The 23,670-nt window shown below is 75.0% G+C and carries 15 protein-coding genes and 4 pseudogenes; 11 read left to right on the plus strand and 8 right to left on the minus strand.

What is annotated here, in order from left to right:
• Positions 1-123: 123 nt before the first annotated feature.
• The gene (locus ACH5AR_RS23840) at positions 124-1,287 is read right to left on the minus strand and encodes a magnesium and cobalt transport protein CorA (protein WP_396303508.1); all 1,164 of its coding nucleotides are present in this window, start codon (positions 1,285-1,287) and stop codon (positions 124-126) included.
• Between the two features lie 471 nt (positions 1,288-1,758).
• Between ACH5AR_RS23840 and ACH5AR_RS23845 the strand changes: the two genes are divergently transcribed.
• On the plus strand, positions 1,759-3,165 hold the full coding sequence (locus ACH5AR_RS23845) for an NAD(P)-binding protein (protein WP_396303509.1): 1,407 nt from the start codon (positions 1,759-1,761) through the stop codon (positions 3,163-3,165).
• Positions 3,166-3,239: 74 nt separating this feature from the next.
• Here the strand turns inward: ACH5AR_RS23845 and ACH5AR_RS23850 are convergent, their stop codons facing one another.
• On the minus strand, positions 3,240-4,250 hold the full coding sequence (locus tag ACH5AR_RS23850) for a RimK family alpha-L-glutamate ligase (RefSeq protein WP_396303510.1): 1,011 nt from the start codon (positions 4,248-4,250) through the stop codon (positions 3,240-3,242).
• A gap of 233 nt (positions 4,251-4,483) precedes the next feature.
• Here ACH5AR_RS23850 and ACH5AR_RS23855 point away from each other — a divergent pair, with 233 nt between their 5' ends.
• On the plus strand, positions 4,484-6,085 hold the full coding sequence (locus tag ACH5AR_RS23855; RefSeq protein WP_396303511.1) for an ABC-F family ATP-binding cassette domain-containing protein: 1,602 nt from the start codon (positions 4,484-4,486) through the stop codon (positions 6,083-6,085).
• Here ACH5AR_RS23855 and ACH5AR_RS23860 read toward each other — a convergent pair.
• A pseudogene (locus ACH5AR_RS23860) lies at positions 6,072-7,598 on the minus strand (DUF4157 domain-containing protein). The gene ACH5AR_RS23855 and the pseudogene ACH5AR_RS23860 overlap by 14 nt on opposite strands.
• Positions 7,599-8,198: 600 nt before the next feature.
• Between ACH5AR_RS23860 and ACH5AR_RS23865 the strand changes: the two are divergent.
• Positions 8,199-8,654: pseudogene (locus ACH5AR_RS23865) on the plus strand (class I SAM-dependent methyltransferase); the annotation flags it as partial.
• Between the two features lie 137 nt (positions 8,655-8,791).
• Here ACH5AR_RS23865 and ACH5AR_RS23870 read toward each other — a convergent pair.
• The 4 genes and pseudogenes from ACH5AR_RS23870 to ACH5AR_RS23885 form a co-directional block, all read right to left on the minus strand.
• A pseudogene (locus ACH5AR_RS23870) lies at positions 8,792-10,009 on the minus strand (glycosyltransferase).
• Positions 9,999-10,760: pseudogene (locus ACH5AR_RS23875) on the minus strand (MerR family transcriptional regulator); the annotation flags it as partial. The pseudogenes ACH5AR_RS23875 and ACH5AR_RS23870, both read right to left, overlap by 11 nt.
• Positions 10,761-10,875: 115 nt before the next feature.
• Entirely contained in the window at positions 10,876-11,994 is a 1,119-nt protein-coding gene (locus ACH5AR_RS23880) for a DUF6745 domain-containing protein (RefSeq protein ID WP_396303512.1), read from the minus strand.
• Between the two features lie 131 nt (positions 11,995-12,125).
• Positions 12,126-12,452, minus strand: a complete 327-nt coding sequence (locus ACH5AR_RS23885) for a hypothetical protein (protein ID WP_396303513.1) — start codon at positions 12,450-12,452, stop codon at positions 12,126-12,128.
• 201 nt (positions 12,453-12,653) lie between these two features.
• Here ACH5AR_RS23885 and ACH5AR_RS23890 point away from each other — a divergent pair, with 201 nt between their 5' ends.
• The 8 genes from ACH5AR_RS23890 (at position 12,654) to ACH5AR_RS23925 (ending at position 20,807) form a co-directional block, all read left to right on the plus strand.
• On the plus strand, positions 12,654-13,631 hold the full coding sequence (locus tag ACH5AR_RS23890; RefSeq protein ID WP_396303514.1) for an STM4015 family protein: 978 nt from the start codon (positions 12,654-12,656) through the stop codon (positions 13,629-13,631).
• Between the two features lie 56 nt (positions 13,632-13,687).
• Positions 13,688-14,629, plus strand: coding sequence for an STM4015 family protein (locus tag ACH5AR_RS23895; RefSeq protein WP_396303515.1), 942 nt, complete (start codon positions 13,688-13,690; stop codon positions 14,627-14,629).
• A 15-nt stretch (positions 14,630-14,644) separates the two neighbouring features.
• A complete protein-coding gene (locus ACH5AR_RS23900; RefSeq protein WP_396303516.1) occupies positions 14,645-15,769 on the plus strand; it encodes an STM4014 family protein in 1,125 nt (374 codons plus the stop codon).
• A 29-nt stretch (positions 15,770-15,798) separates the two neighbouring features.
• The gene (locus ACH5AR_RS23905; protein ID WP_396303616.1) at positions 15,799-16,641 is read left to right on the plus strand and encodes an STM4013/SEN3800 family hydrolase; all 843 of its coding nucleotides are present in this window, start codon (positions 15,799-15,801) and stop codon (positions 16,639-16,641) included.
• Positions 16,638-17,972 carry an STM4012 family radical SAM protein gene (locus ACH5AR_RS23910; protein WP_396303517.1) on the plus strand — a complete coding sequence of 445 codons (1,335 nt, stop codon included), beginning with the start codon at positions 16,638-16,640 and terminating at the stop codon, positions 17,970-17,972. The genes ACH5AR_RS23905 and ACH5AR_RS23910 overlap by 4 nt, the downstream gene beginning before the upstream one ends.
• On the plus strand, positions 17,969-18,883 hold the full coding sequence (locus ACH5AR_RS23915) for an STM4011 family radical SAM protein (protein ID WP_396303518.1): 915 nt from the start codon (positions 17,969-17,971) through the stop codon (positions 18,881-18,883). Before ACH5AR_RS23910 ends, ACH5AR_RS23915 begins: the two co-directional genes overlap by 4 nt.
• A gap of 284 nt (positions 18,884-19,167) precedes the next feature.
• On the plus strand, positions 19,168-20,325 hold the full coding sequence (locus tag ACH5AR_RS23920; RefSeq protein WP_396303519.1) for a methyltransferase: 1,158 nt from the start codon (positions 19,168-19,170) through the stop codon (positions 20,323-20,325).
• 101 nt (positions 20,326-20,426) lie between these two features.
• The gene (locus tag ACH5AR_RS23925) at positions 20,427-20,807 is read left to right on the plus strand and encodes a VOC family protein (protein WP_396303520.1); all 381 of its coding nucleotides are present in this window, start codon (positions 20,427-20,429) and stop codon (positions 20,805-20,807) included.
• A gap of 140 nt (positions 20,808-20,947) precedes the next feature.
• On the opposite strand, the gene ACH5AR_RS23930 is transcribed toward ACH5AR_RS23925, so the two are convergent.
• Positions 20,948-23,656 (minus strand): glycosyl hydrolase, encoded by a 2,709-nt coding sequence (locus ACH5AR_RS23930; RefSeq protein ID WP_396303521.1) that lies wholly within the window; start codon positions 23,654-23,656, stop codon positions 20,948-20,950.
• Between the last annotated feature and the right edge of the window lie 14 nt (positions 23,657-23,670).

Below are 23,670 nucleotides of genomic sequence, written 5' to 3' on the forward strand. Positions count from 1 at the left end.
ATCCGGCACACGGGTGAGGGCCCGCTCGCCGTCCCCGCTGCCCGGCCGCCGCGGCCGGCTGCGGGGGCCACCGGCACGGGCCGCCTCCGGCTGCCGGCGCGGGCCCGCCCGTCCTCCCGCCCCCTACAGCCAGTCCCGCTTCTTGAAGACCAGGTACAGCCCGGTGCACACCAGTGCCATCAGCCCGATCGCGAACGGGTAGCCGAAGGCCCACTTGAGCTCCGGCATGATCTCGAAGTTCATCCCGTAGACCGTTCCGATCAGGGTCGGCGCGAAGAGGATGGCGGCCCACGAGGAGATCTTCTTGATCTCGTCGTTCTGCGCGTGCCCGGCCTCGGCGAGCTGCTTCATCTCCTCGTTCTGCCGCTGCGAGACCAGCGTCGCGTTGACGGTCAGGATGTTCTGGAGCATCTGCCGGAAGCCGTCCACCCGTTCGGCGGCGTAGGTGGCGTGGTCGGCGACGTCGCGCAGGTAGCGCTGGAGCTCCTCGTCGGTGCCGTACTTGCCGAAGCCCGCCTCCAGGCTCTTCATGATCTCCAGCAGCGGGCGGGTGGCCCGCTGGAACTCGATCACCTCGCGGGAGAGTTCGTAGATGCGGCGGGAGACCTGCGGGTCCCCGCTGAACACCTCGGTCTCGATCTCGTCGATGTCGTGCTGGAGGCCCGCGATCACCGGCGCGTAGCCGTCCACCACGGCGTCCAGCACCGCGTAGAGCACCGCCTCCGGGCCGAGGGCCAGCAGCTCCGGGTCGGCCTCCAGCCGACGGCGCACCGCCGACAGGTCCGGGGCCTGGGAGTGCCGGACGGTGAGCACGAAGTCCGGGCCGACGAAGAGGTGGATCTCGCCGAAGTCGACCTCCTCCGCCTCGTCCAGGTAGCGGGCGGCGCGCAGCACCACGAACAGGGTGTCGCCGTAGCGCTCCAGCTTCGGCCGCTGGTGGGCCACGATCGCGTCCTCGACGGCCAGCTCGTGCAGGTCGAACCGGTCGGCGGCCTCCAGCAGCTGCGCCTCGGCGGGGCGGAACAGGCCGATCCAGGCCATCGTGCCGGGCCGGTCGGGCAGCGTCCGGTAGATGTCGGCGAGGTCGGTCGGCGCCTCGATCCGGCGGCCGTCCCGGTAGACCGCCGCGTCCACGACGGAACGTTCCAGCGTCACCGGCTCGACCGGCTGGTCGGGGCGCGGGTCCATCGAGTGCTCGGGCGCCGGCTGGGAGTCGGCGGGCCGGACGACGGGCCGGGAGAACGGACGCTTGCTCGCGCGCACGGCGCGCACACGCCAGTCGGACATGGCGGGGACCTCCACGGGGGATGCCCGGCCGCCGTACGGGACACGGCGGGCCGGAGGCGCCCGGCCGGCCGCCACGCGCACGGCGCGACCGGCGGCGCCCGTCGGGAGGACGGGGTCAGTGCCGCGCGGGAGCCGTACGGGAGGAGGTGTGCCGGGGGCCGCGAGTGGTGCGGGACAACCGGGGGCGGGGCCGACTTCGACCCGTACTACTGCACTCCACGGCTCTCACCTCCTCGCCTCCGGGCACTCACGCACCAGGCGGTGGCGCCGACACAACCCGACCGAGTCTAGTACCCGTGCGGCCCGGGCTCCGCCCCGCCCCGTCGCGGCCGCCGCCCGCCGGCTGCGCCCGCGCCCCGCGGGCCGCCCGGCGCCGCTCCCCCGCAGGCCGTCAACACCCCTGGCCGGAAGGAACGTTCGTCCACAGCGAAGCCGTCACGCAGGAGCGGGTACGCCACTACGCTGCGTGTCATGACTTCTTCGGACAGGGCCCCCGGGCGGGGCACGGCGGTGGTGATCGGCGGCGGGCTCGCGGGGCTGGCGGCCGCCTGGGCGCTGCGCGGGTTCGCCGAGCGGATCGTCGTGGTGGAGCGGGACCGGTACCCGGCGGGGGCGGAGTTCCGGGCCGGGGTTCCGCAGGGGCGGCACGCCCACCTGGTGGTGGAGGCCGGGCACCGGCTGCTGGAGGAGATGATGCCCGGCATCCGGCAGCAGCTGTTCGACGCGGGCGCGCTGCGGGTGACCGCCTCGGACGTCCGGTGGCTGAGCTCCGCCGGCTGGCTGGCCGAGTACCCGTCACGGACGGGCTTCCTCTCCTGCAGCCGGCCGCTGCTGGACTCGTTCGTCCTGGAGCGGGTCCGCGCCCACCCCGCGATCGAGTTCCTGGAGGGGACGGACGTGGTCGGGCTGCTCGGCTCGCCGGCCGCGGTGACCGGCGTGAAGGTCCGCGAGCGCGGCTCGGAACGGGGATCGGAGCGCGGCTCGGAACGGGGATCGGAGCGCGGCTCGGAACGGGGATCGGAGCGCGGCTCGGAGCGCGGCGAGATCGTCGGGATACCGGCCGAGTTGGTGGTGGACGCGGCCGGCCGCTCGACCTCCGTACCGGCCTGGCTCGCCGAGCTGGGCTGCCCACCGGTGCCCGAGGAGCGGGTGGACGCGGGCGTCGCGTACTCCTCGCGGATCTTCCACCGGCCGGCCGGCTCCGACCTCGGCGACCGGGCGGTCTACCTCCAGACCAAGGCGCCGAGCGCGCTGCGGATGGCCGTGCTGCTGCCGATCGAGGGCGACCGCTGGATCGTCAGCCTCGCCGGGATGCGCGGCGCCGAACCGGGAGCCGGGGAGGAGGGCTTCACCGAGCACCTGCGCCTGCTGCGCGACCCCCTCCTGTACGAGGTGCTGCGGGAGGCCGAACCGGCGGGCGAGGTGCGCGGCTTCCGCCCCGGCCCGGGCGTGCGCCGCCGCTACGAGCGCGGTGGACCGGACGGGCTGGTGGTGGTCGGCGACGCCGCGAGCACCTTCAACCCGGTGTACGGGCACGGCCTGACCGTCGCCCTGTTCTGCGCCCGGGAGCTGCGCCGCACGGTGAAGCGGCACGGCGGCATCGGGCACGGCACGGCGCGGACGGCACAGCGCGCCATCGCCGCCGCCTCCGCGGTGCCGTGGACGATCTCCGGCACCGAGGACGCCCGCTTCCCCGCCACCACCGGCGCGCCCTCCGGCCCGCTGGTCGGCCTCCAGCACCGGTTCTTCGACCGGGTGCTGGCCGCCAGCACCCGGGACCCGGCGGTCACCGCGTCGTTCCACGAGGTGATGTCGCTGATCGAGCCGCCGTCGCTGCTGTTCCGGCCGTCGGTGCTGGCGGCGGTCCTGCGGGCCTGAGCCATCCGGGAGCGGGGCAGCGGGTGCGGGGCCGGCGTGGCCCGCGGGCCGCGCCGGCCCCGCACCCGGGGGCGCTACTCGCCGAGGTGCGCGGCGACGTACGGCAGTGCCACCTGCTCCAGGCAGCGCCGGCCGAGGGCGGGGTGGACGTCGACCTCCAGGACCACACCGCCGCTCTCCGCGGCGAGGTCCACCCCGGCGAGCTCCAGGCCCAGGGAGGCGGCCGCCGCGACGGCCGTCTCCGCGAGCCCGTCCGGCAGTTCGGTGTAGTCGAGCAGGGTGGGGGCGGTACCCGGGCGATCGTGGCGGGGCGCGCCCCGGCCCGCCCGGACGTGGGCGGCCGTCTCGACCCGCTCGATCGCCTGGGCGTGCCCGACCGCCCGGACGCGCTCGACCCTCTGGGCGCACTCGACCCCCTGGACGTGCTCGACCGCCCGGACCACCCGCCCGTGCAGCACCACCACCTGGTACCGGTGGCGGCGCCCGTCCGGGAGGAGGTTCCGGGCGTCACGGGTGATCAGCCAGTCCAGGCCCGCCCGCGCGTAGTGCCGTACGGCGGCGTCGAGTTGGGCGCGGGTGGTGACGTGGAAGACGTCGTCGCCGCCCCTCCCGACGCAGGGCCGGGCCCAGACGTCGCCGCCGAGCGCCTCGAAGGCGTCCGCGGCGGCCTGCGGGCTCGGCCCGGACAGCGCGATCGCGGGCATCTGCGGCACGCCGTCCCGAGCGAGACGGGCGAGGGTGAGGTCCTTCTCGGTGGCCGCCCGCCAGGCCTCGGCGCCGGTGCCCAGCGAGCGGGCGCCGAATCCGCGCAGCCTCCGCTGGCAGTCCTCGAAGGCGCGGCGCCGGTGCGGCGGGACCTCGTAGACGATCACCGTGTCGGCGGTCACCGTCCGGCCGCCCGCCTCCAGCCGGAGCCCGCCCGCGTCGTCCGCCTCGATCCGGCCGCCGGCGCCGGTCAGGAAGTGCCGGGCGTCCAGTTGGACGGGCTCCCGCCCGGTCAGCGTCCGCGCCGCGGCGGCCAGCACCTGCCGGCTGCCTCCGGTCGAGCTGTGGTCGGTCAGGAGTACGAGGTCGCGTCGGGCCATGCGGACATGCAAACGAGCACAGCGTGACCACGACAAGAAGGCTCCGCGCGCCATCCGCCCGGCGGGTGGCCGAAAGCGCCCCGCCGCGCTTCCGGCGGCGCCCGCGTAATGCGGATGCGCGCGAACCGCCCGGGCGGTACCGTGCCTCCCATGTCTACGCCCCGAATCTCCTAGCCAGCGGACCAGCTTCCACGCCACCCGTGTGTCCGCCTGCTTTTTCGGAGCGTTATCCCATGATCACCACCCGTGGTGTCGACGTGCGCGTCGGCGCCCGCCTGCTGCTGTCCGACGTCACCCTGCACATCGCACCCGGCGACCGGATCGGCCTGGTCGGCCGCAACGGCGCCGGCAAGACCACCCTGCTCGCCACCCTCGCCGGGCAGTTGGAGCCCGCCGCCGGCACGGTCACCCGCACCGGTGCCGTCGGCTACCTCGCGCAGGACTCCCGCGCCGCCGACCCGTCGGCCACCGTCACCGACCGCATCCTGTCCGCCCGCGGCCTGGACGCCGCCGTCCGCGACCTGCGCGCCGCCGAGGCCGCGATGGCCCGGGCCGGGTCGCCCGCCGAGGAGCGCCGGGCGATGGACGCGTACGTCCGGGCGGAGGACCGGTTCCAGGCCCGGGGCGGCTACGCCGCCGAGGCCGAGGCGGCCCGGATCGCGGCCGGGCTCGGCCTGCCCGCCCGGGCCACGGACTCCCCCGTCGGCACCCTCTCCGGGGGTCAGCGCCGCCGCGTCGAGCTGGCCCGCATCCTGTTCGCCGACCACGACACCCTGCTGCTGGACGAGCCGACCAACCACCTGGACGCCGACTCCGTCGCCTGGCTGCGCGGGTTCCTCGCAGCCCACCAGGGCGGGCTGGTCCTGGTCAGCCACGACCTCGGCCTGCTGGAGGAGACCGTCAACCGGGTCTTCCACCTGGACCCGCAGCGCGCCGCGATCGACGTCCACAACACCGGCTGGCGGGCCTACCTGGCCCAGCGCGCCGCCGACGAACGCCGCCGCACCCGGGAGCGGGCCAACGCCGAGCGCAAGGCCGCCGCCCTGCACGCGCAGGCCGACCGGATGCGGGCCAACGTCGCCACCGCGACCACCGCCCGCAGCATGGCCCGCCGGGCCGACCGGATGCTCGCCGGGCTCGAACCCGTCCGGCAGGCCGAGCGCACCGCCCGGATCCGGCTGCCCGAGCCCGCCCCGTGCGGCCGGATGCCGCTGGGCGCGATCAGCCTCGCCAAGTCCTACGACGGCCGGGCGGTGCTGGCCGGCCTGGACCTCGCCGTGGACCGCGGCAGCCGACTGGTCGTGCTCGGCCCGAACGGGGCCGGCAAGACCACCCTGCTGCGCGTCCTGGCCGGCCGGGAGGCCCCGGACTCGGGCCGCGTCGTCCCCGGCACCGGGCTGCGGCTGGGCTACTTCGCCCAGGAGCACGACACCCTCGACCCGGCGCTCAGCGTGCGCGACAACCTCGCCCTGGCCGCGCCCGGCCTGACCGACGGCGAACTGCGGCACGTGCTCGGCGCGTTCATGTTCCGCGGCGACGACGCCGACAAGCCGGCCGGGGTGCTGTCCGGCGGCGAGAAGACGAGGCTCGCGCTGGCCGGCCTGGTGCACTCCGGCGCCAACGTCCTGCTGCTCGACGAGCCGACCAACAACCTCGACCCGGCCTCCCGCGCCGAGGTCCTGGCGGCGGTCGGCACCTACCCGGGCGCGATCGTGATGGTCACCCACGACCCGGGCGCGATCGAGGCCCTGCGGCCGGACCGCGTGCTCCTGCTGCCGGACGGCGACGAGGACCTCTGGCACGACACCTACCTGGACCTGGTCACGCTGTCCTGAGAACGCGGGGCCGCGGGGCCGGCCCGCCGGGCAGGAGACCCGCCGGGCAGGACCACACCAGGTCCCGCTCCACGTCGTCGCCGTCGAGCTTGCCCACGTTGATCGGCTGGAGGATGACGGTGATCGCGCCTTCCGAGAAGTACTGCACCGGGCCGCCGGTGTTCCGGCTGTGGAAGCTGCGGGGCAGCGCCTTCCCGGTGGTCGGGTCCGTCCCCGCGGTATACATGTCGACGATGCCCTCGTGCCCCTGTCCGGCCTGGGCGTCATTGGTGTCCGCGGCCTGTTCCACGGTGATGTGGTCGTCCCCGTCCACGGCGACCACGGCCGCCACGTGGTGCGGCCACCCCTTCCCGTTCCTGGGCCGCCGGTAGTTGCCCGACCACGCGGTCTCCACGATGGCGAACGCCTGGCCGGGCTGCGGCCGTTCCTCGCCGTTCGCCTCCGGGCCGCCGGGCCCGGCGTTCGCGTAGGCCACGGCGCCCTGGGCGTTCTTCTTGTGCCCCAGGCCGAACCGGCTGCCACCCAGGGTGAATTCGCTGGCGTCCTGCCCCAGGGCGAGCCGCTGCTCCTGCATGATCTCCTCGGCGGTGTGGGCGCAGTCCGCGAGGAAGGCCGACGACGGCTCGTACTCCGCGTAGGTGCGCCCCAGGACCGACCCGCTCTCCCCGGTCGCCACGCAGACCCGGGGCGGGGGAGCGCCCTCGGCGACCCAGATGACGGTGGTGTCCGCGCCGTCGGTGAGGGGCATGAGGTAGAGGCCGCCCTCCGACCTCCGCACCCGCCCCAGCTCGGGGCTGTCGACCTCGGTGAAGCGCTGCACGGCCGCGTGTCGGTGCCGCCGCGCGCCGTGGCCCGGGCGGTGCCGGCGCCGAGGCCCCGATGTTTGGCGTGGTCGTGGTCGTCAGCGGGGTCGCGGCGGTTCCCCGGGGGTGGTCCGGTCGAGTGCCCGGCGCATCACCCGGACCGCGTTCGCCTCGGCCTCCCGCTCGAAGCGGTCCCCCGGGTCGGAGACGCTCAGCCCGGCGCCGTTGTCGGTGCCGGCCACCGGGCCCTGGCGCTGCTGGAGCACGTGCGTCAACTCGTGGGCGAGGGTGTGCTTGTCGCCGCCGCCGTCGCCGATCACGACGTGGCTGCCGGCGGTGTAGGCCCGCGCCCCGACCTCGGCGGCGGATTCCCGGGCCGCGGAGCCGGTGTGCAGGCGGACGTCGGAGAAGTCGGCGCCGAGACGCGACTCCATCTCCTGCCGCAGCGGTTCCTCCAGCGGCCGGCCCGACGTGCGCAGCACCGCGTGCACGGCGGAGCGCTGCACCGTCCCCGCCCCGATCCACTCCTCGTCGTGCTGGTGCCGGTTCCGCTGGAGCATCCGACCGACGGCCGCGTTGCCGGCCGTGCGTTGCAGGTGGAGAAGCCCTTCGGTCACCTGCCGGGCTGGCGACTCCCCCGCCCGGGCCTCCGCGCTCCTGGTGGTGCGCTGCGGTTGCCCCTCGCTCTTCGTCGGCTCATGCGCGTGCATGGACTTCCGCTCCTCGGGCCGGCGGTTTCGCTGTGCCCTCCTTCCTTACCCGGTACGGCCGTCACGGGTAAGTGGCGTACAGGCACGAGGCGTTGCCCGTACGGGCAGCCGTTCGTGCTCGGCGGGTCGGGCGACCGCTGAACGGCCACGAACAGGACGACACATTCTTCACACGATTGACGTATACTCATACACCTTTGGCTGAAGCTCGATTGGCCCCGACAGAATCCTCACACGACGCAGCGGACATCTCACCTCGGCGGAGCCCGGAGCTCACCTCGTGGTTACATGCCGTCGGTACGCCGAGTGCGACGGTGACGGCAACGGGCCCGCGGGGAGGCGGCAGTGTCGGCACGGCGCATCTCGCGCGGCAAGCGGCTCGCCCTTCTGCTCGCCGCCCTCGTCTCGTCCCTGCTCGCCGTGCTCGGGACCGGTGCCCAGGCGTTCGCCGCCGAACCGCTGCCGAAACCCGCGGCGGCCGCCGAAGGGGACCCGACCTGCACGGCCCACCGCGCCCCGGAGGCCCTGAGCGGCCGTGCCGCGGCCCGCCACCGCGCATGCGGCGGTACCGCCGTACGCACGGCCCTCCGCGCCTCGGTGGGCACCACGCTGGACGCCCTGATCCGCGCGGCCCTCGGCGCCGGGCCCGCCGAGGTGCTGGACTGCGCCTGCGGCACCGGCACCCAGGCCCTCGGCCTGGCGGCGCTCGGCCACCGCGTCACCGGCGGCGACCTCAGCCCGGCCTCCGCCGCCCGCGCCGCTGCCGAGGCCGCCGGGCGCGGCCTTCGGCTGCCCATCACGGCTGCCGACATGCAAGCACTCCCCTTTCCTGACGGGCGGTTCGACGCCGTCGTCTGCGCTCACAACGCGCTGCCCCACCTGCACACGGCGGAGGACGTCCGCGCCGCGCTCGGCGCGATGCGCCCCGTGCTGCGCCCGGGCGGGCTGCTGCTGGTCACCACCCACCCGTACGACGAGCTGCGCCGCGACCGCCCCACCTCCACCGCGCCCCAAGCCGCCGACTACGGCGGGCGGCGCTCCGTCCTCTTCCAGCTCCGGCCCGGCTTCTTCCAGCCCGTCCTGCTCTCCCGAGCACCCTGACCTCCTGCGCTCCTGTCCTCCTGTCCTCGCGCCTCCTGGCTCCTGGCGTCCGGCCCGAGGGCCTTCGGAGGCCGGACCGCTCGCCTCCTCACCTACCCGCCCATGGCCGCCACCGCCTCCGCAACCCGCCCCGCTCCGTCCTCCGTCGCCATCGCCCGCGCCACTGCCTGCGCCCGGTCCCGCAGCCGCTGCTCCTCGACGGCCTGGCGGACGGCCTCCGCCAGCCGGTCGACGGTCAGCTCGGCGAACCGGACCGGACCGGCGGCCGCGCCGAGCCGGACGAGCCGGGCGGCCCAGAACGGCTGGTCCGCCGTCACCGGCACAGGGACGCTCGGCACCCCCGCGCGCAGCGCCGCTGCCGCCGTTCCCGCCCCCGCATGGTGCACGACGGCCGCCATGTGCGGGAACAGCCGGGCGTGCGGCAGTTCACCGACCGTCAGCACGTCGTCGCCCTTCCCGGCGATCCCGGCCCAGCCGGCCTGGACCACGCCCCGGACGCCCGCTCTCCGGAGGGCCTCCACCGCGAGGGTGCCCAGCCGTTCGCCCTGCCCGGCCGCCATGCTGCCGAAACCGACGAACACCGGCGGTGGCCCGGCCCGCAGGAAGTCCTCGACCTCGGCCGGGAGGCGGTAGCCGTCCGCCACGTGCGGCCACCAGTTGCCGACCACCCGCAGCCCGGGCCGCCAGTCGGCCGGGCGCGGCACGACCGTCGGGCTGAAACCGTGCAGCACCGGCCAGTGCGCCCGCTCCACCGCCCGCCGGCGCGCGGCCTGGGAGAGCGCCGGGAGGCCGAGCCGTGCGCGCAGCCGGCCTGCGGCCTCGGCGTGCAGCCGGTCGACGACCCGCTGGCCGAGCGCCCCCGCCGCCCGGTTGCCCAGCTCCCCAGCGAGCGGACGCCCCCGACGACCGGCGGGAACTCCCGGGTCGGCAGCGTGAGCTGGAGGTAGACCCCCAGGCTGGGCACGTCCATCGCCTCCGCGAGGTGCCAGCCCAGCGGCGCGGTGGTGGTGCCGAGCAGCAGCAGATCGGCTCCGGGCGCGGCGGCGTCCGCGAGGGCGTCGCCCAGCTTCCCGATGAACGCCGCGGCCCGCGCGAGCAGTTCGGAGCGGCCGCCCGTCGACCCGCCCCCCCGGCACGCGCGGGTCGACCGGCAGCGGGCGGAAGCCGAGACCGCTGCCGGCCACCAGCTCGCGGAAGGCCTCCGGCGCCGCGAGTACGACCTCGTGCCCCGCTCCGCGCAGGTGCGCGCCGAGACCGGTGTAGGGCGCGACGTCGCCGTACGACCCGGCGGCCATGACGAGGATCCTCATCGGACGGCCTCCCGGTCGTTCCCGCCGCACCGCTCGGCGTTGGCACCGATCGCCGTACGGAGGTAGCCGGCCAGGCCCGGGCGTCCGCCTCGTAGTCGTCGGCGATCCGGCAGTGCATCTCCGGTGGGCAGGGCGTGAACCACCGACTGATGTGCTGCCGGTGCTGCTCGGCGAGGTCCAGCACCGTCCGGTCCTCGGCCGGCAGGCCCTCGTCGAAGGCCTCCAGGAGTCGGCCGCGCCACTCGGCCGCCTCCGCCATCAGCCGCTGCCAGTCCTCCTTGGAATGGGTGGCCGCCCGGGCCAGGGCCTCCCGGTGGCTGTCCCGCTCGCCCCACTTGAGGTGCGCGTCGGCCGCGTAGCTGAGGTCGAAGACGACGTCTCCGAAGACCTCGAAGCGTTCCTCGGGAGTCAGCTCGACCCCGGTGCGCTGGACCTCGATGGCACGCTCGGCGACGTCGACCAGCTTCTGCAGGCGGGTGATCTGCTCGGTCAGGGCCTGGCGCCTCGCCAGCAGGTGGTCCAGGGCGTTGGCCTGCGGATCCCCCAGGATCTCGGCGATCTCGTCGAGCGGGAAGCCGAGCTCCCGGTAGAAGAGGATCTGCTGGAGCCTGGCCAGGTCCGCGCCGTTGTAGAGCCGGTAGCCGGCCGGGCTGCGCTCACTGGGCGAGAGCAGCCCGGACCGGTCGTAGTAGTGCAGGGTCCGGATCGTGACCCCGGCGAAGCCGGAGACCTGTCCCACCGACCAGCTCATGTTCCCCTCCGATCGTCGGTGTCTCGTGTTGCGCCCCACCGTGCGGCCTGACGTGGGGTCAGGGTCAACACGCGCGGCTCGGGGCCCGCTGCGGGACGCCGGTCGGCGCCCTCGGTCAGGTCTCGCGCTGCGGGTGGTAGGCCGTCTCGGGTATGCCGAAGGTCCAGGCGACCCCGGCCCGCGCGGTGCGGGTGCTCGGGGGGACGCGCAGCCAGTAGGTGCGGTGGGTGCCGTCCGGCTCGGGGGTGGAGTTGACGACCTCGACCATCACCACCGGTTCGTCGTCGGGCAGCACGATCCGCCAGAGCACCCCGGTCTCGTCCCGGTGGACGGGCTCGGCGCCGGAGTCGGCCAGGTAGCGCTCGTAGCCGTAGTGCTCCAGCAGGACGCGGCGCAGCTCGGCGTTCTCCTCGGTGCGGATCCGCTCGACCGTCACCTCGGCCAGGCCCGCCAGGAAGTCCGGCGGGACGGGCATGCCGCGCCAGGCGTGCAGGGCGAAGCCGTCGGGGTACTCCAGGGCCGGCCCGTCCGCCCGGTCGAGCCGCCCGGCCTCGTCGCGGTGCAGGGCCGTCGGCCGCTCGCTGAGCAGCGCCACGTCCCGGTACGGCCACCACCAGCCGGCCTCCCGGGCCAGCTCGGCGAGGGGTGCCGCAGCGTCGGCGCCCGCCCCGGCGGCCTCGAAGGCCGCGAACCACGGCGCGTCGTGCTGGCCGCGCACGGCGTCCAGCAGGGCGAGCCGCACGGTGGTGCGCCGGGCCCTGGCCTCCTCGGCCACCGCGGAGTCGGCGTCCCGGTCCGCCTCGGGGGCGAGGCAGTCGAGCACGGCGTTGCGCAACCGGTCGGCGAGCGGGGTGGTGACCGGGCCGAGTTCGCCGCCGGTGAGCGCCCAGTGGCCCGCCCACCCGGTGGCGCCGACCCGCTCGACGGCCCGTCGCCTGGCCTGCTCCCAGGGGCGGGTGCGCACCGCCTCGCGCACGCTCTCCGCGCCCGCCGCGCGCAGTTCCAGGGCCGCCTGGGTCGCGGCGAGCGGCGAGTCGAACCAGCGGACCGCCGCGGGTTCGGGCAGCCCGGCCGCCCGGTAGGCGGCACGGACGGCGCGCTCGGCCGTCGCCCGGTCGCCCGGGCCGGTGGCCGCCGCGGCCGCCCGCCAGCGGGCCGTCACCTCGGCGGGCCCGGGCAGCGCCCGTTCCTGCGCCCCGTCGCCGTGGGCCTCGTGCCGGATCACCGTCTCCATCCCTGCTCCGTTCCCGACCGGGCTCCCCGCCCGGCCGTCCGTTCCCGTTCCCTGCCGCGGCCACAACCGCGTTGCGCCGCCGTGTCCGGCTCCGCCCGCCGACCCCCGTACGGCGGGCGGAGCGGCGGCCGTCAGTCCGCGACCATCCGTACCGCGCCCGGCACGTACTCGCGCTGACGGACCACCCGGTACCAGCCCTTGGGCAGCGGTATCGCCGCGTGCTCCTCGTGCACCACCCGGCCGCCCTCGGGCAGGTGCAGCCAGCCCGCGCCGAACGGCCCGGCCTCCCGGCGCAGCTGCCCGGGGCCGACCACGGCGTGCGCGTGCCCGGTGACCTCGCCGAGCGCGAGCACCATCCGGCCCCGCGCGTCCCTGGGCTGCACGGCCAGGTCCGCGATCCGCGGCGGCACCGCGCTCTCCTCGACCGGCACGATCAGCACGTCGCCCTGGCGGTACATCAGTCCTCCCTCGCCGTACGGCCGGACCCCGGCGGTCGCCGGAACCCAGGGCTCCGCCGCGCCTTCCGCGGTCACTCTCCGGAGCCAGGACCCGAACATAGAGCAAGGGTCTGACAACGCGCCCGGACGGCGACCCGGCCACCGGATTGTCAGTCCCGGCTGGTAGACAGTTGTTCGGCCCAGACCCCAGAGGAGCAGCGCATGACTGTCAACGCCCACATCGAGCGGTTCCACGGCCTTCCCGTCTTCGACTTCGTGGAGGCCGTGCAGGCGGCCGGGGAGCCGGGCGGCTCCGGCGCCGCGAAGCTGCCGGACGCGGCGGCGGCCGCCTGGCGGATCCGGCTGGAGTACGAGTCCGAGTCGACGTTCACCGAGTGCTGGGAGCAGTTCCTCGGCGCCGTGGACACCGAGCGCGTCACCGCCCTGGTGATCGGCCAGTGGGCCCCGGACGAGCCCGACAGCTTCCAGGGGCCGATGGAGGCGGTCGTCGCCGCCGCCGGCCGGCTGCCCGCCCTGCGCGCGCTGTTCGTCGGCGACATCACCTACGAGGAGTGCGAGATCTCCTGGATCCAGCAGTGCGACATCACGCCGCTGTTGAAGGCCTTCCCGCGGCTGACCGAGCTGGTGGTGCGCGGCGCTTCGCAGGACTGGGAAGGCGCGGGAGGTCTGGCGCTGGAGCCGTTGCGGCACGAGGCGCTCGAGGCGCTGCGCTTCGAGGCCGGCGGGCTTCCGGCCTCGGTCGTCCGCTCGGTGGCGGGCTGCGACTTCCCGGCCCTGGAGCGGCTGGAGCTCTGGCTGGGCGTGGAGAACTACGGCGGCGACGCGACGCTGGCCGACCTCGCGCCCTTCCTGGACGGCACCCGGTTCCCGGCGCTGCGCCACCTCGGCCTCCAGAACAGCGAGTTCCAGGACGACATCGCGGCCGCCGTGGCGCACGCTCCCGTCGTCGCCCGGCTGGAGTCGCTCAACCTCTCCATGGGCGTGCTGACCGACCAGGGCGCCACCGCGCTGCTGGAGGGCCAGCCGCTCACCCACCTGCGCTCCCTCGACCTGCACCACCACTACCTCACCGAGGAGATGCAGCAGCGCCTGCGCCAGGCCCTGGGCGGCGTCGAGGTCGACCTCTCCGAGCCCGGCAAGCCGGACGACCAGTGGCGCTACGTGGCCGTGGCCGAGTAGTCGCCGACGCCCCCGACCACGCTTTCCCCGCCCACTCCGACCGACCAGGATCCGACATGGCCGTCTCCCGCCACCTCGAACACTTCCACGAGCTGCCGATCCACGAGTTCGTCCCCGGCGACGCCCGGCCGCGGCCCGCCGCCGGCGCCGTCGCCTGGCGGCTGGCGCTCGGCTACCGCTCCGAGCAGGACTTCGGCCGGCTCTGGCAGTCCTTCCTCCGGGACGTCGATCCGGCGGGCGTCCGCGCCCTGGTGATCGGCCCGTGGTGGAACGGCCGGGAGGGCTACGTCTCCATAGGCCCGGTGATCGAGGCCCTCACCGCCGCGGCCGGGCGCCTGCCCGCGCTGGAGGCGCTGTTCCTCGCCGAGGTGACCTTCGACGAGTGCGAGGTCTCCTGGCTGGTGATGGACGACGTCACACCGGTGCTCACCGCCTTCCCCGCGCTGAAGTACCTGGCCGTGCGCGGCGGCACGGACCTCGTCCTGGAGCCGGTCCGTCACGACGCGCTGACCAGCCTGCGCTTCGAGTCCGGCGGGCTGCCCGCCCCCGTGGTGCGCGCGGTCGCCGCCTCCGAGCTGCCGGCGCTGGAGCGCCTGGACCTCTGGCTCGGCGTGGACGAGTACGGCGGCGACGCGACGCTGGACGACCTGGCGCCGTTCCTGGACGGCTCCAGGCTGCCGCGGCTGCGCCACCTCGGGCTGGCCAACAGCGAGCTCCAGGACGAGATCGCCGCCGCCGTCGCCCACGCCCCGGTGGTGGCCCGGCTGGAGTCGCTGGACCTCTCCATGGGCGTGCTCTCCGACGAGGGCGCCACCGCCCTGCTGGAGGGCCAGCCGCTCACCCACCTGCGCACCCTCGACCTGCACCACCACTACCTGAGCGACGCGATGACGGAGCGGCTGTGCGCGGCCCTGCCCGGGGTCGACCTCGACCTCAGCGAGGCCGAGATCGACGACCTGGACGACGAGGACGACCGCTACGTCTCCGTCGCCGAGTAGACGGGGACACAGGAGATGACCGTGCGGCTGACCGTCCTGGGCAACCCGGGGCACCGACGTGTGACGCTCTTCGCCGCCGCCGCCCGGGCCGCCGGGCTGCCGGAGCCCGCCGTCCTGCCCTGGCTGGACGTGCTGCGCGGCCGGTACCGGTTGCCCGAGGACGGGCTGCTGCGGATCGAGTCGCCCGGCGAGGAGCCGGAGGTCGACCGGCTGCTGCGCGGCGCCGCGCTCGGCCCCGGCTATGCGCCGACCAGGGTCGAGGGCACGGCGCCCTGGTACGCGGGGGTCATGACCGCGCTGCGCCGGCTGGCCGCCCGGCCCGGCCCGCGGCTGCTCGGCGATCCGGAGGAGATCGCCGTGATGTTCGACAAGCGCCGGGCGCACGCCCTGCTCTCCGGGGCCGGGGTGCCGGTGCCCAGGGCGCTCGGCGGCGAGGTCACCGGCTGGGAGCACCTGCGCGGGCGCCTCGCCGAGGCCGGGCTGCACCGGGTCTTCGTCAAGCCCGCCCACGGCTCCTCCGCCTCCGGGGTGATGGCCCTGGAGTTCGGGCCGCGCGGGCAGGTGCAGGCCACCACCTCGGTGGAGCTGGCCGACGGCCGGCTGTACAACTCGCTGCGGGTGCGCCGCTACCGCGGCGAGCGGGAGGTCGCCGCGATCGTCGACGGCCTGGCGCCGGACGGGCTGCACGTCGAGCAGTGGATCCCGAAGGCCTCGCAGTCCGGGCGCTCGGCGGACCTGCGGGTCGTGGTGGTCGCCGGCCGCGCCACCCACGCCGTGGTGCGCACCAGCGGCCAGCCGATGACCAACCTGCACCTGGGCGGCGCCCGCGGCAGCATCGAGCAGGTCCGGGAGGCGGCCGGCCCGGCCTGGCCGGTCCTGCTGGAGACGGCCGAGCGCGCGGCGGCCTGCTTCCCCGGCTCGCCGATGGTCGGCGTCGACGTGCTGCCGACGGCCGGCTGGCGGCGCGCCCTGGTCGGCGAGGTGAACGCCTTCGGCGACCTGCTCCCCAACCTCACCGGCCTGCCCGAGGGCCCCGCCGCGGGCCTCGACACCTACGGCGCCCAGCTGGCCGCACTCACCACCCCCTCCCCGTCGCCGCCCGCGGCGACGGGCCACCAGATCACGGAACCCGCCCGATGAACCACCGGACCACCGCCCCGGCCCCCGACATGAACGCCGTCGTGGGCAGCCACGACCTGCTGCTCGTCACCCTCGACACGCTCCGCTTCGACGTCGCCGAGGAACTGGCCGCGGCCGGCCGCATCCCGAACCTCGCCGCCGTCCTGCCCGGCGGCCGCTGGGAGCGCCGGCATGCGCCCGGCAGCTTCACCTACGCCTCGCACCAGGCGATCCTGGCCGGTTTCCTGCCGACGCCGGCCTCCCCGGACGGCCCGCACCCGCGGCTGTTCGCGGCCCGCTTCGCCGGATCGGAGAGCACCGCCCCGCGCACCTGGGTCTTCGACGCCGCCGACCTCCCGACGGCCCTGGCCGCGGCCGGGTACCGCACGGTGTGCATCGGCGGCGTCGGGTTCTTCAACAAGCAGGGCCCGCTGGGCTCGGTGCTGCCCGGCCTCTTCCAGGAGAGCCACTGGGCACCCGAGTTGGGCGTGGCCTCGCCGACGTCCTTCGAGGAGCAGGTCGCCCGGGCCGAGCGGGTCGCCGCCGACCAGCCCGCCGACCAGCCGCTGTTCCTCTTCCTGAACGTCTCGGCGCTGCACCAGCCGAACTGGTTCCACCTGCCCGGGGCCACCCGCGAGCACGGGGACTCCCGGGCCAGCCACGCGGCCGCCCTGGAGTACGTGGACGCGCACATCGGCCGGCTGTTCACCGCGATGAGCACCCGCCGCCCCTGCTTCGCGATCGTCTGCTCCGACCACGGCACCGCCTACGGCGAGGACGGCTACACCGGGCACCGGATCGGCCACGAGGTGGTCTGGTCGGTTCCGTACGCCCACTTCATCCTCCCCGCCCGGCCGGCGGGCCCCACCGCGACCTCCGAGGAGCGCGCATGACCACCGCACCCCCGCGCCCGGACTCGCCGTACCAGTCGTACGTCTACGCCTACCCGCACAAGACGGCCTACCGTCCGCTGCCCGATCGCCCGCCGCTGCGCGAGCTGTGGGCCGGCGAGGCGCAGCACGCCCTCTCCCTCTACCTGCACATCCCGTTCTGCGAGGTCCGCTGCGGCTTCTGCAACCTGTTCACCCGGATCGGCAGCCCCGAGGGCCTGACCACGGCCTACCTGGACGCCCTGGAGCGCCAGGCCACGGCGGTGCGCGCGGCGCTGGACGAGGGGGCACGGTTCGCGCTGGCCGCGTTCGGCGGCGGCACCCCCACCTACCTGACGGCCGGTGAGCTGGAGCGGCTGTGCGACATCGCCGAGCGGCGGATGGGCGCCGACCTGCGGGCGGTGCCGCTCTCGGTGGAGGCCTCGCCCGCCACCGCGACCGCCGACCGGCTGGAGGTGCTGGCCGCCCGGGGCACCACCCGGCTGAGCCTGGGCGTGCAGTCCTTCGACGACGCCGAGGCGCGCTCCGCCGTCCGCCCGCAGAAGCGGGCCGAGGTGGAGGCCGCCCTGGGCCGGATCCGTGCGGCCGGGTTCCCGGTGCTCAACATCGACCTCATCTACGGCATCGACGGCCAGACCGAGGCGAGCTGGCTCCGCTCGCTGGACACCGCGCTCGGCTGGCAGCCCGAGGAGCTGTACCTGTACCCGCTGTACGTCCGTCCGCTGACCGGCCTGGCCCGGCGCGGCGAGCAGGAGAGCGCGTCCGCCTGGGACGCCCGGCGGCTCGCGCTCTACCGGGCCGGCCGCGACCACCTGCTCGCCCGCGGCTACCAGCAGGTGTCGATGCGGATGTTCCGCCGCGCCGCCTCGCCGCAGGCCGGGGCCGCCGAGTACGCCTGCCAGACCGACGGCATGGTCGGTCTGGGCTGCGGCGCCCGCTCCTACACCTCGCGGCTGCACTACTCCTTCGACTACGCGGTGAACGCCACCGAGGTGCGCGGCATCATCGACGACTACGTCGCCACCGAGGACTTCCACCGCGCCGAGGTGGGCCACTGGATGGGCGGCACGGAGCCGCGCCGGCGGCACCTGGTGCAGTCGCTGCTCCAGGCCGGGGGCATGCCCTTGGCGGACTACCGCGCCCGCTTCGGCAGTTCACCGGCCGAGGACTTCCCCGCGGAGCTGGCCGCGTTCGCCGAACGCGGGTGGCTCGACGAGGGCGACGCGGCGTTCCTGCGGCTCAGCCCGGAGGGGCTGGCCCACTCGGACGCCGCCGGGCCGATGCTCTTCTCGCCCGAGGTCCGGGCGCTGATGACGGCGTACGAGGCGAAATGACCTTCCTCGGCATGCCCTCCGCCGCGCCGCTGCCGGAGGACGGCGCGCGGGACCTGACGCTGCTCTACCGCGGCCCGCTCGCCTCCTGCGACTACGACTGCCCGTACTGCCCGTTCGCCAAGCGGCGCGACAGCCCGGGGCAACTGCGGGCCGACCGGGCCGCGTTGGAGCGCTTCACCGGCTGGGCGGCCGGACGCGCGGGCACCGGCGACACCCTGTCGCTGCTGTTCACCCCCTGGGGCGAGGGGCTGGTGCGGTCCTGGTACCGGCGCGCGCTGGTCGAGCTGAGCCGGCTGCCGCACGTGCGCCGCGTCGCGATCCAGACCAACCTCAGCTGCCGCACCGGCTGGCTCGCCGAGGCGGACCTCGATGCCGTCGCCCTGTGGGTCACCTTCCATCCGGGCCAGGTCGCCCGGGAGCGCTTCCTCGCCAAGTGCCGGGAGCTGGACGCGCTCGGCGTGCGCTACAGCGTCGGCGTCGTGGGCCTGCCGGAGCACCTGGGGGAGGCCCGCCGACTGCGCGCCGAGCTGGCCGAGGACGTCTACCTGTGGGTCAACGCCGCCGAGGGCCTGCGCTACAGCGACGCCGAAGCCGCCGGGTGGACCGCCGTCGACCCGCACTTCGGCTACAGCCGCCACGCCCACCCCAGCGCCGGGCTGCCGTGCCGCACCGGGGATTCCGTGCTGTCGGTGGACGGCGACGGCACCGTGCGCCGCTGCCACTTCGTGCGGGACGTCCTCGGCAACCTCTACAACGGCAGCTACCGCTCCCGCCTGCGGCCGCGCCCCTGCCCGTTGCCGGTCTGCGACTGCCACATCGGCTACGTCCACCTGGAGTCACTGCCACTGTACGAGCTGTTCGGTGCGGGCGTGCTGGAACGCGTGCCGCACGACTGGCCCGGGGGCCGGTGATAAATCGGTTGCCAAACGGCCACCGTGCGTGAAAGTGTACGAACGACCGCGCAGGACCAGCCGTTCGGAAAGGAGGCCCACCGATGGTCAGTGGCATACGACTCGCCGTCGTGCCGGGCCTCGTCCTCGGTGACACCCCGGCTCGCGCTTCGACGCGCGAGCCGCACCGGGCCTGACGCCCGCGTCCGCCCTGTCGCCGGCGCCGCCGCCCGACGGCCTGCTGCTCGTCTCCTCGTCGAAGCGCTCTTCGTGCCCCCTGCACGTTCGACCACGAGGAGCCCCCGGTGTCCGACACCCACCGGCCGAGTACCACCTCCCTGCCCACCCTCTCCGCCCTGCCCGCGCCCTGGCACAGCGAGAACGGCACGCCGCCACCGCGCCGCCTGATCGCCGCCGACGACACCCTGCGCGCCGAGGCCGCCTACCGGTTGGCCTGCGAGGGCACTGCCCTGCTCTGGCACGGCGGCTACCCCGGCGCACTCCGCCTCCTGCACGCCATGCGCCGCCGCGCCGAGCGGCGCCGGCCCCGATCCGCCCCCGGCTCCCCGGCCGAGGCCTTCCGGCAGTACCGCCGCGAGCGCGCCCGCCTCGCGCGCGTCCTCGGCATGCTGCTGGTCCCGCTCGGCGCGGATCACCGCGTCCGGCTCCACCGGGCGCCCGATGTCCGCGAGGCCTGCCAGGCTGCCTACGGACCGCTCCTTGACAACAGAATCGTGTCCCTGCGCGAGCTCCTCGGTGTGGTCGGCGCACACCAGTGGCGCACCAGGGGCGTCGAGGTCCCGGCCCTCGGCGCCCGCATCCACCCGCACTACGGGGTCTTCTCACCGGTCCGCGGCGAGTACGTCGACCTCGTCGCCCGGGCGCCGCTGCCGCCGGCCGCCCGTACCCACCCCACCGCCTACGACCTGGGCACCGGCACCGGTGTGCTCGCCGTGCTCCTCGCCCGGCGCGGCCTGCGCCAGGTCCTGGTCACCGACGCCAATCCGCGCGCCCTCGCCTGCGCCCGCGACAACGCCCGCCGTCTCGGTCTCACCGACCGGATCGAGGCTGCCGGCACCGGTCTCTACCCTGCCGGTCGGGGCCGGGCCGCCCTGGTCGTGTGCAATCCCCCCTGGTTGCCCGGCCGGCCGAGCTCCAGGCTCGACGAGGGCGTCTACGACCCGGGCAGCCGCATGCTCCGCGGCTTCCTCGACGGTCTGGCCGACCGTCTGCTGCCCGGCGGCGAGGGCTGGCTCGTCCTGTCGGACCTCGCCGAGCACCTCGGCCTGCGGTCCCGCGCAGACCTCCTCGGCGCGGTGTCCGGAGCCGGTCTGCGCGTCACCGGCCGCCTCGACACCGCTCCGCGCCACCCTCGGGCCACCGCCCCCGAGCGGGCCGATCCCCTCCTCCGCGCCGCCCGTGCCGCCGAAGTCACCTCGCTGTGGAGGCTGGCCCCCGCATGACTCCCGGCGACCTGCCGCACACACGCCGAAGCGGCCCCGTGCCCACCGGGCGGCCGGGCCCGTACCTCCCTAGCCTGGTGACTGGGAGGAGGCGAATCACCATGCTTGGAGACGCTCCGCTGCAAGCAGTCATCCCCGCCACCGATCTCGCCCGCGCCAAAGCCTTCTACACCGACACCCTCGGTCTCAAGCTCGCCGAGGAGAGTGAGGAGGAATTCGTCTGCGACAGCGGCGGCACCCAGTTCACCGTCTACCGCACCCCCAGCGGCGGGCAGGCCGCTCACACCCTCGCCAGCTTCAAGGTCACCGACCTCGACGGCGAGATGGCCGGCCTGCGCGACCGCGGCATCACCTTCGAGGAGTACGACTTCCCCGGTCTGCGGACCGTCGACGGCGTCGCCGAGGGCGACGGCATGCGCGCGGCCTGGTTCAAGGACAGCGAAGGCAACATCGTCTGCGTGTCCCAGCGGGTCGGCGGGTAGCCGTCCCGCCGCCCGTGGGTCCGACGGCCGCGGCGCGGCCGTCGGCGCGATGCCGCTGCCCGGTCCGCTTCCATGAGCGGGCCGGGCAGCGGCGGCAGGTCCCGGGCGGACGTCCGCCGGCCGGGTGAGGGTGCGGCAGGTCAGTCGTCCGTCTCGTCGTAGCGGCCGTGGCCGAGGCGGCGCAGGTCGAAGGACCAGATGCCGCGCCCGAAGGTGGCGGCGTAGAGCTTGCCGTCCGGGCCGATCTTCAGCTGCTGCACCGCGGTGGTGGGCAGGTTGCGGCCGAGGACCCGCCAGTCGGTGGTGCCCGGCGCGCGGTAGAAGGCGGCGAGGTCGGTGCCGAGGGCGAGGCCGCCGTTCGGCAGGATCCTGACCGACGTCGCGGGGACGTCCGGCAGGTTCGCCGAGACGTCGGTCCAGGTGGCGCCGCCGTCACGGGTCTCGAAGAGGTGGCCGACGCCCGCGCCGGGCCCTTCGGTCCAGGTCCGCGAGAAGCCGTTGAAGGCGACGAGGACGTGCTGGGCGTCCTTCTCGTCCACCGCGAAGGAGGAGATGTAGCGGTTCGGCAGGGTGCCGTCCACGGGCAGGGCGAGCTGGTGCCAGCCGGTGCCGTCGGTCCGGCCCACCGCGATGCCGCGGCTGAAGCCGACGTTGTTGCACGGCCCGCACCAGCCCGCGTACACCGTGCCGTCGACCGTCGCCACCGCCGTGGCGACGTGGCCCTCGCCCAGGTCGTAGGCGTTCGCCCACTCGCTGCCGCTGCGGATCGCGTAGCCCCTGTGCTGCACCCAGACGTGCCGGCCACCGGCGATCCAGGTGTTGCCGTCCTTCGGGTCGGCGGTGATCGGGGCGATGAAGCGGGCGGCGCTGGTCTCCTTGTCCGGCGGGGCGACCTCGAAGGAGGTGGCCTTGCTCGGGTCCTTCGTCCAGCTGCCGTCGTTGGTCGCGCAGTTCTGGGTGACCCAGACGTCGAGGTAGACGTACTCCTCGGCGATGTTGCAGCCGTTGGCCGGGTCAACGATCGTGTCGGCGCCGTCGCCGCCGAAGTCGGAGCCCATCACCTTGTCGTGGGCCCGCAGGACGGACTCGCCGTTGTCCTGGAGACCACCGCTGACGATCACGCCCCGCCCGGAGCGGTCCGCCGGGTCCTTGCCGACGCCGACCGAGTAGTACTGGAGGGTGTCGATGGTGCCGTCGTTGAGCGGCGTCCAGTCCTTGGCGTGCCCGTACGCGTCCAACTGGCCCTTGCCGGGGCGGCGGTAGATGCCGCCGTCGTTGCCGACGTAGACGTTGACCTTGCCCTGGTAGCTGCCGAAGGCGACGGCGTGCTGGTCGGAGTGGGTGGTGGGCGAGCAGTCACCGGTCTGCTTGGCCGGGTCGATGCTCCAGCACGGGAAGCCGTTGTTCCAGTACGGCCCGACGGTGGCCCACTCGGCGCCGCCGTCGGTGGTCTCGAAGACCTCCTCCAGGCCCGCGTAGACGTGGTCCGGGTCGGCCGGGTCGACCTGGAGGAACTGGTTGTACCAGGCCTGGATGCCGGGCTGGTACCCCTCGTCCTGGAGTGCGGAGCCGGAGCCCTTCAGCTTCTCCTTGTCCGCCACCAGCGTCCACGGTCCGAACGGCGAGCCGGACTTGGAGACGTAGATGCCCTTGAGCCCGGTGTCCGGGTCGGTGGCCGCGACCTCCGGGGACTGGTCGATCGCGTAGTAGCGCGAGCCGTCGGCCGAGCGGGCGAAGGTCACGTTGCCGACGTTCGCCGCGTCCGTCGGCAGGTCGCCGAGCGAACCGACGCGCTGCCAGCTCCCGTCCGCGCCCTTGCTGTAGAAGCCGTTGTAGCCGTCGCCGCCGCGCCAGCCGACGGCCAGGACGACCTTGCCCGGGTCCCTGGGGTCGATCGCGATGTCGTTGGCGATGTTCTTGTACGGCGCGGCCGGGTCACCGGCCTTCGGGCCGCCCGGCAGGTAGTCCGGGTTGGGCGCGAACTCCAGCCTCCACGGGCCGGAGAGGTCCGTGGTGGAGTGGCTCCACACCCCGCGGCTGGTGGCCGCCCAGACCCGGCCGCCGCCGAAGCGCAGCGCGTGGATGATGGTGGACTCCAGCTCCGTCCCGCCGATCCGGTCGCCGGGCTGGAACTCGCCGTGCTTCGGATCCGCGAGCAGGTACACGCCGGTACCGACGTAGGAGGTCGCACCGGTGTTGGACTCACCGGTCGCGTACCAGAGCCGGCCGCCCTCGTCGAGGTTCAGGGTCCCGGTGGACAGCGTGGGCAGCCGGTCGGCGATCGGCTCCCAGTGCCCGCCGCCGGTGCGGGAGCGGAACACCCCGCCGTTGGCCCCGCCCGCGTAGACGTAGCCGTCCTGGTCGGCTGCCAGGCCGGTGATGCGGCCGGTCACCAGGCCGGCGCCGCCGCTGGAGTTGGAGTTGACGTCCCGGTAGCGCGGGTCGTCGGAGTTGTACGGCTTGTCGGTGACGTGGTCCCAGTTGCCGCCGGTGCGCGGCATGGACTGCAGCTGCGCCCAGGCCGCGCTGTAGGCGCCCGGTGCGATCACGCCGGGGGCGGTCCGGGCCTCGGTGTACTGCGCGGTGCCCTCCGCGGAGTTCTCCGCCTCGTCCCCGCCGTCCCCGGCCTCGGCCTCGGCCTTCGGGCTGAGGCCCGGCGCGACGGTCGCCCCGGCGCCGCCACGGACCTTCTGGGCGTGCGCCTTCCCGATGTCCGCCTGGTGCCGGACCTGCCACGGCTGCGGCTGCGGCGGCACCGTCGGGGCGGCGAGCGCCTGGGTGGTGGTCAGTCCGATCGCGGTGAGAGTGACGGCGCTCATCAGCAGCCGTCGTCGTTGCCTGGTGGGCACGGTAGCGGTCCTCC

This window comes from Kitasatospora sp. NPDC018619, from assembly GCF_044391605.1.
Taxonomy (GTDB): Bacteria; Actinomycetota; Actinomycetes; order Streptomycetales; family Streptomycetaceae; genus Kitasatospora.

What these genes read in the sequence shown, in the direction of transcription:
- ACH5AR_RS23905 (WP_396303616.1), top strand. Translation starts at nt 15,799, where the DNA reads ATGAACGCCGTCGTGGGCAGCCACGACCTGCTGCTCGTCACCCTCGAC.
- ACH5AR_RS23850 (WP_396303510.1), bottom strand. Translation starts at nt 4,250, where the DNA reads ATGGCCCGACGCGACCTCGTACTCCTGACCGACCACAGCTCGACCGGA.
- ACH5AR_RS23900 (WP_396303516.1), top strand. Translation starts at nt 14,645, where the DNA reads ATGACCGTGCGGCTGACCGTCCTGGGCAACCCGGGGCACCGACGTGTG.
- ACH5AR_RS23855 (WP_396303511.1), top strand. Translation starts at nt 4,484, where the DNA reads ATGATCACCACCCGTGGTGTCGACGTGCGCGTCGGCGCCCGCCTGCTG.
- ACH5AR_RS23890 (WP_396303514.1), top strand. Translation starts at nt 12,654, where the DNA reads ATGACTGTCAACGCCCACATCGAGCGGTTCCACGGCCTTCCCGTCTTC.
- ACH5AR_RS23840 (WP_396303508.1), bottom strand. Translation starts at nt 1,287, where the DNA reads ATGTCCGACTGGCGTGTGCGCGCCGTGCGCGCGAGCAAGCGTCCGTTC.
- ACH5AR_RS23845 (WP_396303509.1), top strand. Translation starts at nt 1,759, where the DNA reads ATGACTTCTTCGGACAGGGCCCCCGGGCGGGGCACGGCGGTGGTGATC.
- ACH5AR_RS23880 (WP_396303512.1), bottom strand. Translation starts at nt 11,994, where the DNA reads ATGGAGACGGTGATCCGGCACGAGGCCCACGGCGACGGGGCGCAGGAA.
- ACH5AR_RS23915 (WP_396303518.1), top strand. Translation starts at nt 17,969, where the DNA reads ATGACCTTCCTCGGCATGCCCTCCGCCGCGCCGCTGCCGGAGGACGGC.
- ACH5AR_RS23925 (WP_396303520.1), top strand. Translation starts at nt 20,427, where the DNA reads ATGCTTGGAGACGCTCCGCTGCAAGCAGTCATCCCCGCCACCGATCTC.
- ACH5AR_RS23910 (WP_396303517.1), top strand. Translation starts at nt 16,638, where the DNA reads ATGACCACCGCACCCCCGCGCCCGGACTCGCCGTACCAGTCGTACGTC.
- ACH5AR_RS23885 (WP_396303513.1), bottom strand. Translation starts at nt 12,452, where the DNA reads ATGTACCGCCAGGGCGACGTGCTGATCGTGCCGGTCGAGGAGAGCGCG.
- ACH5AR_RS23895 (WP_396303515.1), top strand. Translation starts at nt 13,688, where the DNA reads ATGGCCGTCTCCCGCCACCTCGAACACTTCCACGAGCTGCCGATCCAC.